The organism is Sphingomonas phoenicis (assembly GCF_047238005.1).
GTDB lineage: Bacteria > Pseudomonadota > Alphaproteobacteria > Sphingomonadales > Sphingomonadaceae > Sphingomonas.
The window spans coordinates 3,310,729-3,325,624 of the sequence record NZ_JBDFMC010000002.1 but is presented as its reverse complement, the minus strand read 5'-3'; the positions used below and the strand labels follow the sequence as shown (position 1 = coordinate 3,325,624).

Annotated in this window: 11 protein-coding genes; 7 read left to right on the top strand and 4 right to left on the bottom strand. The window is 70.2% G+C overall.

Annotated features, from left to right (window positions below; all coding sequences use genetic code 11):
• Positions 1–48: 48 nt before the first annotated feature.
• Positions 49–2,643, top strand: a complete 2,595-nt coding sequence (locus tag ABC319_RS16670) for a molybdopterin-dependent oxidoreductase (protein ID WP_413071300.1) — start codon at positions 49–51, stop codon at positions 2,641–2,643.
• Positions 2,633–3,487, top strand: coding sequence for a uroporphyrinogen-III C-methyltransferase (cobA, locus tag ABC319_RS16665; RefSeq protein WP_413071299.1), 855 nt, complete (start codon positions 2,633–2,635; stop codon positions 3,485–3,487). The genes ABC319_RS16670 and cobA overlap by 11 nt, the downstream gene beginning before the upstream one ends.
• On the opposite strand, the gene ABC319_RS16660 is transcribed toward cobA, so the two are convergent.
• Positions 3,373–6,669 carry a trifunctional glycoside hydrolase family 18/polysaccharide deacetylase/glycosyltransferase family 2 protein gene (locus ABC319_RS16660; RefSeq protein WP_413071298.1) on the bottom strand — a complete coding sequence of 1,099 codons (3,297 nt, stop codon included), beginning with the start codon at positions 6,667–6,669 and terminating at the stop codon, positions 3,373–3,375. The genes cobA and ABC319_RS16660 overlap by 115 nt on opposite strands.
• A 207-nt stretch (positions 6,670–6,876) precedes the next feature.
• Between ABC319_RS16660 and ABC319_RS16655 the strand changes: the two genes are divergently transcribed.
• From ABC319_RS16655 to ABC319_RS16635, 5 genes are all read left to right on the top strand, one after another.
• Entirely contained in the window at positions 6,877–7,353 is a 477-nt protein-coding gene (locus ABC319_RS16655; RefSeq protein WP_413071297.1) for a hypothetical protein, read from the top strand.
• Between the two features lie 2 nt (positions 7,354–7,355).
• A complete protein-coding gene (locus ABC319_RS16650) occupies positions 7,356–8,447 on the top strand; it encodes an AI-2E family transporter (protein WP_413071296.1) in 1,092 nt (363 codons plus the stop codon).
• Between the two features lie 119 nt (positions 8,448–8,566).
• Entirely contained in the window at positions 8,567–11,200 is a 2,634-nt protein-coding gene (locus tag ABC319_RS16645) for a M1 family metallopeptidase (RefSeq protein ID WP_413071295.1), read from the top strand.
• Positions 11,201–11,342: 142 nt separating this feature from the next.
• On the top strand, positions 11,343–11,567 hold the full coding sequence (locus ABC319_RS16640; RefSeq protein ID WP_413071294.1) for a hypothetical protein: 225 nt from the start codon (positions 11,343–11,345) through the stop codon (positions 11,565–11,567).
• 25 nt (positions 11,568–11,592) lie between these two features.
• Positions 11,593–12,027 carry a pyridoxamine 5'-phosphate oxidase family protein gene (locus ABC319_RS16635; protein WP_413071293.1) on the top strand — a complete coding sequence of 145 codons (435 nt, stop codon included), beginning with the start codon at positions 11,593–11,595 and terminating at the stop codon, positions 12,025–12,027.
• 387 nt (positions 12,028–12,414) lie between these two features.
• On the opposite strand, the gene ABC319_RS16630 is transcribed toward ABC319_RS16635, so the two are convergent.
• The 3 genes from ABC319_RS16630 to ABC319_RS16620 all read right to left on the bottom strand — a co-directional run bounded on the left by ABC319_RS16630 (position 12,415) and on the right by ABC319_RS16620 (position 14,795).
• Complete coding sequence (locus tag ABC319_RS16630; protein ID WP_413071292.1) at positions 12,415–12,909, bottom strand: hypothetical protein; 495 nt, start codon at positions 12,907–12,909, stop codon at positions 12,415–12,417.
• Between the two features lie 65 nt (positions 12,910–12,974).
• Entirely contained in the window at positions 12,975–13,985 is a 1,011-nt protein-coding gene (locus ABC319_RS16625) for a glycosylasparaginase (protein ID WP_413071291.1), read from the bottom strand.
• Between the two features lie 63 nt (positions 13,986–14,048).
• Positions 14,049–14,795, bottom strand: a complete 747-nt coding sequence (locus ABC319_RS16620; protein ID WP_413071290.1) for a copper homeostasis protein CutC — start codon at positions 14,793–14,795, stop codon at positions 14,049–14,051.
• Between the last annotated feature and the right edge of the window lie 101 nt (positions 14,796–14,896).

The window sequence follows — 14,896 nt, the reverse complement described above, 5'->3', positions numbered from 1 at the left end:
TAACCCGATGCCTTCACGGCGACGGCAACCGATGCGGGAGCGCGCTGCATGATGGCGATCCGCACCACCTGCGCCTATTGCGGGGTCGGCTGCGGCATCCTCGCGACCGTCACCGGTCCGCGCGACGTGACGATCTCCGGCGACCCCGACCACCCTGCCAATGCCGGCCGCCTGTGTTCGAAGGGCACGCACCTGGGCGAGACGGTGGGGCTCGACAACCGCCTCCTCCATCCCATGATCGGCCGTCGCCGCGCCTCGTGGGACAAGGCGCTGGACCTCGTCGCCCGCCGCTTCCGCGAAACGATCGCGCAGTACGGGCCCAATAGCGTCGCCTTCTACGTCTCCGGCCAGCTGCTGACCGAGGACTATTATGTCGTCAACAAGCTGATGAAGGGCTTTATCGGCTCGGGCAACATCGACACCAACTCGCGCCTGTGCATGTCCAGCGCGGTCGCCGGCCACAACCGGGCCTTCGGTGAGGACGTGGTCCCCGCCAGTTACGACGACCTCGACGTCGCCGATCTGATCGTGCTGGTCGGCAGCAACACCGCCTGGTGCCACCCGGTGGTGTATCAGCGGATCATGGCCGCACGGGCCACCCGCGGCACGAAGCTGGTCGTCATCGACCCGCGTCGCACCGAAACCGCGGACGAGGCGGACCTGCACCTAGCCATCCGGCCCGGCACCGACGTGGCGCTGATGAACGGCCTGCTCGCCTGGTGCCGCGACGCCGGCGTCGTCGACGACGCTTACCTCGCCCGCCATGTCGTCGTGCCCGAGGATTTCTGGAACACCGTCGTTGAGGGAAGCGACCTGTGGTCAACCGCCCGCGTCTGCGACGTGCAGCCCGACGACCTCAGACGCTTCCTCGACCTGTTCGCCGCCACCCCGCGTACCGTGACCATGTTCAGCCAGGGGGTGAACCAATCGCTCGCGGGCACGGATCAGGTCAACGCGATCACCAACCTGCACCTCGCCACCGGCCGCATCGGCAAGCCGGGCGCAGCGCCCTTCTCAATCACCGGCCAGCCCAATGCGATGGGCGGTCGCGAGGTCGGCGGCCTCGCCTCGACGCTGGCGGCGCACATGGACTTCGCACCCGACAACGTGGCGCGCGTCGGCCGCTTCTGGGCGGCGCCCGCCATGGCGACGAAGCCGGGACTGAAGGCGGTCGACCTGTTCCGCGAGCTGGGTCAGGGCAGGATCAAGGCGCTGTGGGTGATGGCGACCAATCCGGCGGTGTCGATGCCCGATGCCGGCCGCGTGCGCGAGGCGCTGGCCGGCTGCCCCTTCGTCGTGGTGAGCGATGTGGTCGAGACGACCGACACCAGCACCCACGCCCATGTCCGCCTGCCCGCCGCCGTTTGGGGCGAGAAGGACGGCACGGTCACCAATTCCGACCGGACGATCAGCCGCCAGCGTGCCTTGTTCCCGCTGCCCGGTCAGGCGAAACCCGACTGGTGGATCGTCAAGGAGGTCGGTCGCCGCATGGGCTGGCCGACCGCCTTCGCCTATGATCGCCCGGCCGAGATCTGGCGGGAGCACTGCCGGCTGTCGACCTACCAGAACGACGGCAATCGCCTGTTCGCGCTGCCCGGCCACGCCGCCGCCGGCAATGCCGCCTATGACCGGATGGCACCGTTCCGCTGGGGCGGAACGCCCTTCGCCGACGGCCGCTTCTCCACTCCCGACGCTCGCGCCCGGCTGGTCCCCGTCACGCAGAAGCCGCTCGCGGCGCCGCTGAAGGACTGGCCGCTGACCCTGAACACCGGTCGCTACCGCGACCAGTGGCACAGCATGACGCGCACGGGACTGTCGCCCAAGCTGGCTCGCCACCGCGAAGAGCCGCTGGTCGAGATACATCCGGCCGACGCCGAACGCCTCGGCATCGCCGATGGCGCGCTGGCGCGGGTGACGACGCCGCAGGGGGCCAGCCTCTACCGTGCGCGGGTCGCCGACACGCAGCGTCCGGGCGAGCTGTTCGTGCCGATCCACTGGACCGACCGAACTGCCACCGGCGGGCGCACCGGCCTTTTGCCGCGGCCGCTCGCCGACCCTGTCTCGGGGCAGCCAGGGTTCAAGTCGACGCCGGCCGCGATCCTGCCCGTCGCCACGGCGTGGCGCGGCTTCGCGATCCTGCGCGATGCGGCGGCTGCCCTGCCCGACTGCCTGTGGGCGACGCGGGTCGCGGTTCCCGCCGGCACGCTGTGGGAACTGGCCGACGACGGTGACCCGGCCGCGCTCGACGCGCTCCTGCCCGCCGGCGTCCGGCTGGAGGCGATCGACACCGCTCGCGGCACCCGCCGGGTCGCCATTCTGCTGGGCGAGCGACTGGTCGCCGCCCTGTTCGTCACGCGCGACGGCACGCTGCCACCGCGCGACTGGCTGATCGCGCAGCTGTCCGCGGTTCAGGCCTCACCCACTCTCCTCGCCGGCCGCGCACCGGGGGCGCAGGTCGATCGCGGACCGATCGTGTGCGCCTGTTTCGACATCGGTCTGTCGACCATCCTGACGACCATCGCCGAGCAGCGCCCGGCCGATGTCGCGGCGATCGGCGCGGCGATCGGTGCCGGCACCAATTGCGGCTCCTGCCGCCCCGCCCTGTCCCGCCTCCTCGCGCAAGGATCGACGCATGCCGCTTGAACAGGCCTCCATCGATCCCGGCACCGTGTGGCTCGTCGGTGCCGGGCCGGGCGATCCCGACCTGCTGACCCGCCGGGCCGAGCGGCTGATCGGTGCCGCCGACATCGTCTTCCACGATGCGCTGGTCGGCCCCGGCATACTCGACCTGATCCCCGCCGGCACCGAGCGGGTCGGCGTCGGCAAGCGCTCGGGCCGTCATTCGAAGGATCAGCGCACGATCGACGCGATGATCGTCGACGCCGCGCTTGCCGGCCGCCGCGTCGTCCGGCTGAAGGGCGGCGATCCGTCGGTCTTCGGCCGCTCGACCGAGGAGATCGAGGCCTGTCGCCGCCACGGCATCCCGGTGCGCGTCTGCCCCGGCATCACCGCCGCCAGCGCCGCCGCCGCGTCCGCCACCCTGTCGCTGACGCTGCGCGCAGATGCCCGGTCGCTGACGCTGGTCACCGCCCATGCCCGCGCCGGCGAGGCGCTCGATCTCGACTGGCCGACGCTGGCGCGCTCGTCGGCGACGCTCGCCTTCTACATGGGTCGCGCCGCCGCGGCGGAGATCGCGCGCAACCTGATCGCCGCCGGTCTCGCGCCAGATACGCCGGTGCTGGTCGCGGTGAACGTGTCGCTGCCGGGCGAGCGGCTGGTCCATGGCCGGCTCGACGCGCTGTCCTTTCTGGTCCGCACGTTGGGGGATCGCGACCCGGCGCTGCTGCTGGTTGGTCCGGCCATGGCGGTGCGTCAGGCCGCTGCGGTAACGCTCCCGGTCCGCTCCAGTTTGCCCCAGCCGACGATCCAGCCACCGATCGCGGAGCCGATCGCGCGCAGCACCACCCAGTACATGATCTGCCGATAGACCAGCCGCTGCGCGACCAGCAGGTGCGCCGGATATCGCGCCTGGTTGCCGTCCAGCCGGTACGCCATCCACCCGCACGCCACGTCGATCGCGGTGAACGCCAGCCAGTACAGCGCCATCCAGCTGACATCGCCACTGGTCTGGGCCCAGCCATGCTGGGCGACCCTGATCCACGTTCCGACGATCGACAGCACCAGCGCCAGATCGATCAGCGGCGAAATCGCGGCGAAGGCGATCTGGAACAGCCACGCCTGCGGCAGTCCGATCCGTGCCAGTCCCGCCGGCCGGCCCGTCCGGATGATCGCACGGTGCTTCCACAGGCATTGCAGCGTCCCGAACGCCCAGCGGTACCGCTGCCTGGCCAGCGCGCGGAAGCTCTCCGGCGCCTCGGTCCAGGCGACGGCGTGCGGGTCGTAGGTGACGCGCCAGCCCGCCCGCTGGATCGCAATGGTCAGGTCCTGATCCTCGGCCAGCGTATCTTCCGGATAGCCGCCGACGGCGTCCAGCGCCGCCCGCCGCCATGCGCCGACCGCGCCCGGCACCACCGTCATCGCCTCGAACCCGGCCAGTGCGCGGCGTTCCAGATTCTGGGCGGTGATATATTCCACCGCCTGCCACCGGGTGACCAGGTTCACGCGGTTGCCGACCCGCGCGTCGCCGGCCACCGCGCCCAGCGCCGGATCGACGAACCAGCGTGCCAGACGGGCAATCGTCGTCGTCTCGAACTGGGTGTCGGCGTCCAGCGCGATCACGATCTCGCCCCGCGCCTGCAACAGCGCCCGGTTGAGCGCCGCCGCCTTCCCGCCGTTGACCAGCGTCAACAGGGTGACGCGCGGATCGGCGCCGAACCGCTCCGCCACGATCGAGCTGGTGCCATCCTTCGACCCGTCGTCGGCGACGATCACCTGCAACCCCTGATAGTCGCTCGCCAGCACCCGTGCGACCGAATCCGCGATCACCCGCTCCTCGTTATAGGCGGGGATGATGACCGACACCGACGGCGTGTGCACCGGCGGGTCGGGGCGGGCTCGCCGCGCCTGCACCCATGCCAGGCCCGCCATCAGCAGCGCCCGCGCGATCCCCAGGGCGATGGCGAGGTAGAACAGCCAGGCCAGCATCGCCGCCACGATCGCCAGCGCGATGAACACCGCGACATCGGTCCTTACTGCCAGCAGGTCGCTGCCCGTCACCTTCGGCATCGCCACCGCGCGCGGAACGCCGACCAGTTGCGATGCCGTGGCGAAGCGATAGCCCCGCGCCCGCAGCCCCGCGATGATCCGCGGCAAGGCCGCCACCGTCTGCGCACGGTCGCCACCGCCGTCATGGAGCAGGATCACGTTGGCCGAGTTCGTCGCCGTCGCCCCCTCCACCTGCGCGATCACCTGCGACACGATCGCATCGGTGCCCGGCCGCTGCCAGTCGTTGGGATCGACGTGCAGGCCGACGACGGTATAGCCCTGGTCCTGCGCGATCATCGCCGGGCCGATCTCGTCGGCGGTCGTCGGCTCCGCATCGCCGAAATAGGGCGCCCGGAACAAGGTGGTCGACCGGCCGGTATACGCCTCGATCAGGCGCTGCGTCGCGTTCAGCTCCAGCCGCGTGGTATGCGCGCCGGTGTCGGCCAGGTTGGGATGGGTGTAGGTGTGGTTGCCGATCTCGTCGCCGTCGGCGACGATCCGGCGCAACAGCTGCGGATGCGCCAGCGCGTTTTCGCCGATGACGAAGAAGGTCGCGGGCACGCCGGCCTTCTCCAGCTCCGTCAGGATCGGCGGCGTCCAGTCAGGATCGGGGCCGTCGTCGAACGTCAGCGCCACCGTCTTCGCCACCGCACCGGCGCGCTGGACGACATAGGGAGTCGGAAGCGACCGGTACGCCTCCTGCCGGATGATGCCCTCGCGGTCGAACCCGATCTGCCGCTGTCCCTCGGATGGCGTGGCGGTGATGCGCAGGATCTCGCCGCTGCCCTCGACATCGACGTTCAGGGGTGATTTCAGCACGTTCAGCCGCGGAATGCCCGCTGCCGTGCGGAATGCCGCGAGATCCGCCCACATCCCCGGATCCTCGCTGCCCAGCCGCCACATCGCCACATCGTCCAGGCCCAGCCGCCGCATCGCCGCCAGCTGGTTCCAGCTGGTCGCCGCGTCGAGCATCCACACCTGATGCCGGACCCCACCATCGGTATAGGCGAACCCGGCATTGCCGCTGGCCGGATCGAACCCGATCGCCGCGCCGCTGTCGTGTGCCGACAGCCACGCCTCCTCGATCGACAGCGCATCGGCATCGTCGCCGTGCCAGTCGTACGCGTAGCTGCCCAGCGCCACGACCAGCCGATCGCGTCCCACTTGCCTGACCGCATCCTCAACGACGCGCAGGAACCAGGGCTGGGACGCGATCGGCCCCGCGGTCGCCCCCTCCCAATGCTCGTCATAGGCCATCAGGATGACCCGGTCGGTCGCGCGCGCCAGCCGTGCGAGCGGCCAGTCGGGGTCGCCGGCCGGCGCCGTCACCGCCAGCGTCGCCCCTTTCGGCAGGGCGGCATGAAGCTGGCCCAGAAAGGCGGCATAGCCGTTCAGCGCACCGGCGGGCAGGTTCTCGAAATCCATCACCAGCCCGGCATCGCGACGGCTCTGCACCATCGCCACCAGTTGCGCGATCAGCGATCGGCGGCTGGTGCGATGCCCGATCAGCGTGGCGATCGCCTCGCCGTCCCATCGATCGCCGTTCAGGTTCTGGACCATCGGCAGCAGCCTGGGCGCATGTGGGGTCGTCGCCAGCAACCGGTCGAGCCGCGGATCCCGCGTCACCTCGACCCCACCCGCACCGCGGACGTTGGCCAGCGCCGGCACCAGCCAGTCGAGCGTGCCGACATGCTGCCGCAACGAGGCGATGCCGGCATCGTCGCCGGGTACGTAGAAGCCGATGGTCAGCGGGGTGTGCGGCGTGTTCGCGCTCAGGCGCGGCAGCCATCGATGATGCGCCGCCGATCCGCCCACGCGCGGTGCGAACAGCTCGCCGTGTCGCCGCGCGAACGGCAGCGGCAGGCCGATCGCACGCGGCGTCAGCACCAGCGTGGTGGCGAACGCGACCGCCGCCAGCATGATCGTGGCGATCAGCAGGGCGACGGTGCGCCGCGCCCACACACCGCGCCGGCCACTGGGATCGAAGAAGATTGGCTTGCTCACGGCGGCTCCCTGCCGGCGTTGCTGAAGCCGGGCGGCTGCCTCTATGCCCGGCCCGCCTGCGCGTCCGTGAGCATCGCATGAACAATTCGTCATGCGCGCGATCGACGCGTCCCATGCCGGTCAGGGATCGTCGCGGCCGGTTCGGCGTTCCCCATCCCGCCTGCCGCATCGCGGGCAGCGAAAACGATTGAAAAGGGCCGGCGAAGGATGATCCACACACTGGCCGAACTGGATGCCGTGCGCGACGACTGCCGCCGCATGGTCACCAAGCGGGCGCTGGTATCCGCCGGCGCCGCCGTCGTGCCGGTGCCCGGTGCCGACCTCGTCGCCGATATCGGCATCCTCACCAACCTGTTGCCGGCCATCAGCGAGCGGTTCGGCCTGCGCGAGGAACAGGTGCGCAAGATGGAGCCAGGGCGGGCCCAGCAGGTGCTGGTGCTCGCGTCCAGCATGGGCAACACCTTCATCGGTCGCGCCGTGACCAAGCGGATGGTGATCGCGGTGCTGCGCCGGATGGGCGTGCGGCTGGCGGCCGGATCGATGGCGCGCTTCGTGCCGCTGATCGGATCCGCGGCGGCTGCGACGATCAGCTTCGGCGCGATGAAGCTGGCCGGCAACGCCCATATCGACGATTGCTACGCCACCGCCCGCGCGCTCCTTCCCTCGCCCGGCGCGACGGTCTGATCGTGGCGATCGATCGCTCGCGGGTCGACAATGGCGGCCTGATCCTCTTCCTGTTCCTCATCACCGTCGCCCTGACGCTGGTGGTGTCCAGCTTCATCGGCGCGCTGCTATGGGCCGCGCTGGGCGCGTTGCTGTTCCAGCCGCTGTACCGGTGGCTGCTCCGGCGGTGGCCCGACCGGCGCAATGCGGCCGCTGCCGTGACGATCCTGATCATCACCGTCGCGGTCGTCATCCCGGCCATGATCGTCGCCAGCCTCGTCGTCGAGCAGGCGGCCGGCGTGTACCAGCAGATCCGGTCCGGCCAGATCAACTTCGCCGCCTATTTCCAGCAGATGCACGACGCTCTGCCACGACGGTTGCAGCAGTTGCTGGACAGTTCGGGGCTCGACAGCTTCGAACAGGCGCAGGCCCGCCTGTCCGAGGCGGTCAGCAGCAGCGCCAGCATGCTGGCGCAGCAGGCGTTCTCGATCGGCGCCAATGCCGCGGCGTTCCTGCTCGCCTTCGGCGTCGGCCTCTACGTCCTCTACTTCCTGCTGCGCGACGGCGACCGGATCGGCCCGGCGATCGTCCGTGCGCTGCCGCTGGAGGCGAACGTGGCCGATCGGCTGGCGCAGAAGTTCGTCGCCGTCGTGCGCGCGACCATCAAGGGGTCGGGAGTGGTGGCGATCGTCCAGGGTGCGCTGGGCGCCATCACCTTCTGGATCGTCGGCCTGCCCGCGGCGCTGCTCTGGGGTCTGTTGATGGCGATCGCCGCGCTGCTGCCGGCGGTCGGGCCCGCGATCATCTGGGCGCCGGTCGCCATCTATCTGCTCGCGACCGGCGCGATCTGGCAGGCGGTGGTCGTCATCGCGTCCGGCATCCTGGTGATCGGCCTAGCCGACAACATCCTCCGCCCGATCCTGGTCGGTCGCGATACCGGGATTCCGGACTGGCTGGTGCTGGTCACCACCCTGGGCGGAATCAACCTGATCGGCCTCAGCGGCATCGTCGTCGGCCCGCTCGCCGGCGCGCTGTTCATCACCGGCTGGCAGATCCTGACCGAACAGCGCGGCGCGACGACGCCGGCCGGACTGCTCGCCGACGATCCGGACTAGGATTTGCCGGCCCCCGCTGCGGCAGACGCCCCCTGAACACTCCCCCAACACCCCCGGCGCGTGTTGTTGAAGCGTCGCGGCGGCGGTAACGCGCCCGCCTGACCGAATGAGGATCATCGATGCGCGCCTTCCTGTCCGCGGCCTGCCTGTCGCTCCTGTCCACCACCGCGGCGATCGCCCAGACGACCGACCCGGCCGCGCCGCGCGGCCGGCTGTCCGATGCGGCGCGGCCCACCGCTTACAGGATCGACATGACGATCGATCCCGCCCGTCCCCGCTTCTCCGGCCATGACGAGATCGATGCCGTGGTGAAGGCGCCGGTCCGGTCGCTCTATCTCCATGGCCGCGACCTGAAGGTGACACGCGCGGTCGCGATGGTCGCCGGCAAGCCGATCCGCGCGACCTGGACCCAGGTCGACACGACCGGCGTCGTCCGCCTCGATTTCGCCTCCACCGTGCCGGCCGGCGCGGTGACGCTGGCGTTCGATTATTCGGGCGCGTTCGGCGACAGCCCGTCGGGCCTGTACCGGGTCAAGGTAGGGGAGGACTGGTACAGCTGGACCCAGTTCGAATCGATCGACGCCCGCGCCGCCTTCCCGTCCTTCGACGAACCGGGCTTCAAGACGCCCTTCACCATCTCGATCACCACCCGCCCCGGCCTGAAGACGATCAGCAACGCCCGGGAAACGCAGGTGCTGAAGGCCGGCAAAATGGAACGCCACGTGTTCGAGGCGACCAAGCCGCTGCCGACCTATCTCGTCGCGCTGGTCACCGGTCCGTTCGTGCACGCCACCACGCAGGTGCCGCCGACGCCGCAGCGCGCCGCACCGCTCCCCCTCGGCGCCGCCGCCACCCGCGGCCAGGCGGACCGGATCGCCTATGCCAACCAGGAGACGCCGCGCATCGTCTCGCTACTGGAATCCTATTTCGGTCAGGGCTTCCCCTTCCCCAAGCTCGACCAGATCGCCTCGCCGGTCATGCCCGGCGCGATGGAGAATGCCGGCGCCGACATCTATGCCGACAACATCCTGCTGCTGGACGGCGGCGCCACCGTCGCCCGGCGTCAGGCGTTCGGCATGGTCGTCGCGCACGAGCTGTCGCACCAGTGGTTCGGCGATCTCGTCACCCCCGCCTGGTGGGACGATCTGTGGCTGAACGAGAGCTTCGCCAACTGGATGGGCTTCCGCATCGGCAACGAATGGCGGCCCGAGCTGAACATCGGTGTCGGCGCCCTGACCGAGGGGTTCGAGGCGATGGACGTGGACTCGCTGGAGGTCGGGCGCGCCATCCACCAGCCGATCGCCACCAACGGCGAGATCGACGGCGCGTTCGACGGCATCACCTATGGCAAGGGCGGCCAGGTGGTGGCGATGATCGCCGCCTATCTGGGTGATGAGAAATTCCGGTCGGGCGTCCGCCTGCACATGCAGCGTCATGCCTACGGCAATGCGACTTCGGAACAATTCTTCGCCAATCTGGCGGACGGCGCGAACGATCCGCGCATCGTGCCGGCGATGAAGAGCTTCGTCGATCAACAGGGCGTTCCCCTGATTGACGTCGCCCGCGTTGGCGGCAAGCTGCGGCTCACCCAGTCGCGCTACGCCTTTCTGGGCAGCAAGCCGCGCCCCGAACGCTGGACGGTGCCCGTCTGCATCGGCGCGGTCGGCGCGGCCGGGCGCACCTGCACCCTGCTAGACCAGCCGATCGCGACCGTTGCCGCACCCGGCGGCGGCGCGATCATCCCCAATGTCGGCGGCACCGGCTATTACCGCTTTGATCTCGCCCCTGCCGACTGGCAGTCGCTGATCGCCAACGGTGCCACCCTGCCCGCTGGCGAGGCGGTGGCGACGATCGACAGCCTGTGGGCCACCTTCCGCGCCGGGCGTGGTCAGGCGCGCTGGCTGGTCGATGCCGCCCGATCGATGGCGGACAATCCCTACCCGGTCGCCGCGATCGGCAATGGCGAGCGGCTGGCGGAGATGCGCACCCACGGCCTGATCGGCGATGACGCGCTGCCCGCTTACCGCACGCTGATGGCGAAGATCTATGTACCGCGCCTCGCCAGGCTGGGTTTCGATCCGGCGGCGGGCGCCCATGCCGGCGATGTTGCCGATCGGCAGGCGCTGCGTCAGGGGCTGGTCGGTCTCGTCGCTTCGGAGGCTCGCGACACGGCGGTCCGCGCCCGGCTGGTCGCGGCCGGCCGCGCTTACCTCGCCGGCAACCCCCGCGCGCTCGATCAGGCCTATCTGGGCATCGCGCTCGGCCTGCTCGTCGAGGAGGACGGGCTGCCGATGGCGCGTACGCTGATCGATCGCGCGGTGACCAGTCAGGATTCCACCTTCCGCAGCGCGGCACTCGATGCGGCGGCGGGCAGCGGTCGGCCGGAGGTCGCGCGCTGGCTGCTCGATACGAAGGACGCCCGGCTGCGCCCGACCGAGCGGGTCGGCACGATCGTGACGATGGCGGAGACGCCGGGCACCGCCGACCTCGCCCAGGACTGGGTCCTCGCCGATTTCGACGGGCTGGCCAGCGGCGCGAACGGTGTCTTCCTGTCTGGCCGGCTGCCCCGCATCTTCGCCGGCCAGTGCGATGCCGCCAGGGCGCAGCGGATCGACCGGCTTCTGGGCGGAAAGCTTCGTGCGCAGAACACCGCCGTCCTGCCGTTCGATCGCGCGCTGGAGATGATCCGCCACTGCGGCGCCCTGAAGACCGCGCGCGCCGCCGAACTCGGCGCGGCGATCGAGGCAGGCTGATCCGCCCGCCTTCGGTAGCACGCCGGCTGATCCACGGGTTCCGTCCACCGACGGAACCCCGCCATGCCGCGCAACGTACTGTAATTGCCCCGCCAGCGGGCCACGCAGGACCGTTGGCGGCAACCGGACAGGAGCCGACGACATGCCGACGCCCGACGATACCGCCGTTCAGGCCCGCCGCCGCGAGATGGCGGTCGAGCATCTGCTCTTTCAGGTCATCGAATATGTCGAGGCGCGCCATCCCGGCCTGCTCGACACCCTCGACGCCAGCCTCGACCATCTGGGCGATCCTGCGCACGACGACAGCAAGGACGACGAGGCCGTGCGCGAGATCGCGCGCAAGCTGATCGCCAGCGCCCGTCGCTGACCCGCCCGACCGACAGGAGACGACCATGGCCGACCTGACGCTGCACGATCTCGCGAAGAAGATGGCGAAGCTGGACTTCGCGCTGCTCACCACCCGCTCCGCCGATGGCGCGCTCACCGCCCGGCCGATGAGCAACAACGGCGATGTCGAGTTTAGCGGCGACAGCTACTTCTTCGCCTATGACGATTCGCGAAAGGTCGCCGACATCCGTGCCGACGACACGGTGCTGCTCGGCTATACCGGCGCGGTCGGCATGCTGGGCGGCCCGCCGCTGTTCGTGGCGGTGGAGGGGCGGGCGACGCTGATCGACGACAAGGCCGCCTTCGCCGAACACTGGACCAGCGACCTCGACCGCTATTTCCCCGAGGGCATCGACACGCCCGGCGTCGTCATGATCCGTATCCACGCCGACCGAATCCGCTACTGGGACGGCGGCGACGAAGGCACCGTCACTCCCTGATCCCGGTATCGGCCTGAACGCCCGAATGACCGCGATCACCCCGGACCCGATCCGGGATCCTGCTTCATGACTCCGCAAAACTCTTCCGTCATCCCGTCGGACGCCGGGACCCATCTTTCCGCGAGCGTCCGGGCTGTTGATGTTCCGTGTCCATGGGTCCCGGCGTACGCCGGGATGACGCAGAAAATCGAGTGTTGGCAAATTTCGCAGAGATCCCGCTAAGGCCAAGGTCCAGTCAGGACAGCCGTCTTGACGATGCGCAGCGCCCGTCGCTGCCGCGGGACCCCGGCCTTCGCCAAGGTGGCGCTTCATCCCGGATGAATGCCACTCTAAAGCCCGTCCAACTCAACCGCGCCGACCACGTCGACGGAGTGCAAGCCCACCTACCTAATCCTCCAGCGCCTTGATCAGCGCCGCCTTCGACATCCCGGACCGGCCGGGGATTTTCCGCTTCTTCGCCTGTTCGTACAGTTCCGCCTTGGTGCGGTGATCCCGGTACTGCCTCGTTCGCGCCGCCACGTCGTCGGGCTGGGCAGAGAACTGCCTGCCCTTCTTCGTGTCCGCCCGCTTCTTCGCCGTGGTGCGGGCGTAATCCGCCTTCGACAGATGCTCGCGCGCCGCCTTGGGTAGGTACCGCTCGTGCGTCTCTCCGCTCGGCTTGCCGGACCTGGTCCCCCACTTCTCCTCGGTCCATTCGTGGAGCGAGTTGTGCGGGTCCTTCTTGCCCTCGTACCCGCCGCCACGCTTCTTGTACTCGGCAACCGCGAGCTGCGCCTTGCGGGCGGACCACTCGCCCTTCTCGCCGCCCTTGTCACCCGCCGTGACCTCGTCCTTGACCTTGGCCCACAGGGCGGGATCGTCGCGTTTGGCCGTGCTGCTCATAAGTGGCAGAACCGGAAAGAACGGTTCCTGTTCCGGCGCTTAGCGGCGGCCGGCAGGATGGCACCTCACTGGCGGAACAGAGCGGCCGCGGGGCGGACGACGGTCGTGCCGGCGGCGTCGGTGACGGCATAGGTGAAGCCGGGCAGCAGGCAGAACGCCCCCACCCGCCCATGCACGTCCAGCGCCAGGAATCCGACCTGCGTCCCCCGGATCGCATCGCCGCGAAGCGACGCGATATGGCGTACCGCCTCCTCGCACGCCGCCATCGGCGACAGGCCGTGCCGCATCCCCGCCACCACCCGCGCGGTGCCCGCGATCCGCACCACTTCCTCGCCGACGCCGGTGGCGGTGGCGCCGCCGACCCCGCGCTCGACATACAGGCCCGCACCGACCATCGGCGAGTCGCCCACCCGCCCGTGCATCTTGAACGCCATTCCCGATGTCGTGCACGCGCCCGCCATCCGCCCGCGCTCGTCCCGCGCCAGGATGCCGATCGTATCGTGATCCAGCGCCCCGCCGGGGGTGGCGGTGCGCGGGGCGACATCGTTCTCGCTGTTGGCGCGCGGGCGATAGTCCGCCGTCTTCAGCCACGCACGCCACGCCGCCTCCGCCTCCGGCGTCAGCAGGTTGCGGCGTGCGAACCCCTGTTCCCGTGCGAAGCGGGTCGCCCCCTCGCCGACCAGCATGACGTGCGGCGTCTTCTCCATCACCGCCCGCGCCACCGACACGGCATGGACCGTGTCCTCCAGCGCGGCGACCGCCCCCACCTGTCCGCCATCGTCCATGATGACCGCATCCAGCGTCACCCGCCCGTCCCGGTCAGGATAGCCGGAATAGCCGACCGAGTGGTTTGCCGGGTCCGCCTCCGGCACCCGCCCCGCCGCCTCCACCGCGTCCAGCAGCGATCCGCCGCCGCGCATCCGCGCCACGCCCGCCGCATTGGCCGCCGCGCCGAAATCCCAGGTCGACACCATCACCGCCTTCGCGGCAACGGCCGCCTCCGTCCCCGCCGCCAGCGCGATCCCGCCGCCACCCGCCAGCATCGTCGACAGCATCTGCCTGCGCGATTGCGTCATCGTTCCTCCTGCATGCCGGCCGAGGCTGGCATGGCTGCCGGGCAGGAACAATACCAATCTCGCTCAGGCACCCGCGCGCGGTGCCGCCGGTCGGGATAGGGCGGCCACCAGCATCGAGACGGCCTCTCGGTCGGTCGTCAGTCGCTGCGCCGGCCCGAACCCCAGTGCCGCAATCCGCGGGTCCGGCCATTCGCTCGCGATCGATGCGGAGGAATGCACTGCGCCCACCCCGGTCGCCGCGACCAGCGCCGCGACGTTCCCGCACCGCACCCCGGCACCGGCGATCACTTCCAGCCGGCCGTCCGCCGCGTCGACCATCGCCCGCAGCATCGCCGCCCCCGCCGGTGCCGAAGCGGCACCACCCGAACTCAGCACATGATCATACCCCAGCGCGACCGCCAGTCGCACCGCTGCGACGGGATCCGGCGCCAGATCGATCGCGCGGTGCAGGACGATGTGCAGCCCGGCCGCCGCCTCGCGCAGCCGTACCAGCGCGCGCTCGTCGAGCGAACCATTCGCATGGGTCGCGCCGACGACCACGCCGGCGACGCCCAGGTCGCGCAGGCGCGCGATCTCGTCCGCCATCAGCGCCAGCACGGCGTCGTCGCAGACAAAGTCGCCCGGTCGCGGCCGGACCATCGCGTGCACCGGCAGCCCGGTCTTCACGGCCGCCGCGGTCAATGCCGCGGACGGGGTCAGCCCCCCCACGGCCAGTGCGGCGCAGAGTTCGACCCGGTCGGCGCCACCGGCCTTCGCCGCCTCGACTCCCGCCAGATCCTCGACGCAGATCTCCAGCAGCACAGACCTCATCGTGACACTCCTTCGACGCCGTGGTGCTAGAGAAAGGGCTGGACGCGCAAGCCGTCCGCGACCAACATACCAATTAAATACCTTGATGGAAGGAGCCGGGG

What these genes read in the sequence shown, in the direction of transcription:
- ABC319_RS16655 (WP_413071297.1), top strand. Translation starts at nt 6,877, where the DNA reads ATGATCCACACACTGGCCGAACTGGATGCCGTGCGCGACGACTGCCGC.
- ABC319_RS16670 (WP_413071300.1), top strand. Translation starts at nt 49, where the DNA reads ATGATGGCGATCCGCACCACCTGCGCCTATTGCGGGGTCGGCTGCGGC.
- cobA (WP_413071299.1), top strand. Translation starts at nt 2,633, where the DNA reads ATGCCGCTTGAACAGGCCTCCATCGATCCCGGCACCGTGTGGCTCGTC.
- ABC319_RS16630 (WP_413071292.1), bottom strand. Translation starts at nt 12,909, where the DNA reads ATGAGCAGCACGGCCAAACGCGACGATCCCGCCCTGTGGGCCAAGGTC.
- ABC319_RS16620 (WP_413071290.1), bottom strand. Translation starts at nt 14,795, where the DNA reads ATGAGGTCTGTGCTGCTGGAGATCTGCGTCGAGGATCTGGCGGGAGTC.
- ABC319_RS16640 (WP_413071294.1), top strand. Translation starts at nt 11,343, where the DNA reads ATGCCGACGCCCGACGATACCGCCGTTCAGGCCCGCCGCCGCGAGATG.
- ABC319_RS16645 (WP_413071295.1), top strand. Translation starts at nt 8,567, where the DNA reads ATGCGCGCCTTCCTGTCCGCGGCCTGCCTGTCGCTCCTGTCCACCACC.
- ABC319_RS16625 (WP_413071291.1), bottom strand. Translation starts at nt 13,985, where the DNA reads ATGACGCAATCGCGCAGGCAGATGCTGTCGACGATGCTGGCGGGTGGC.
- ABC319_RS16635 (WP_413071293.1), top strand. Translation starts at nt 11,593, where the DNA reads ATGGCCGACCTGACGCTGCACGATCTCGCGAAGAAGATGGCGAAGCTG.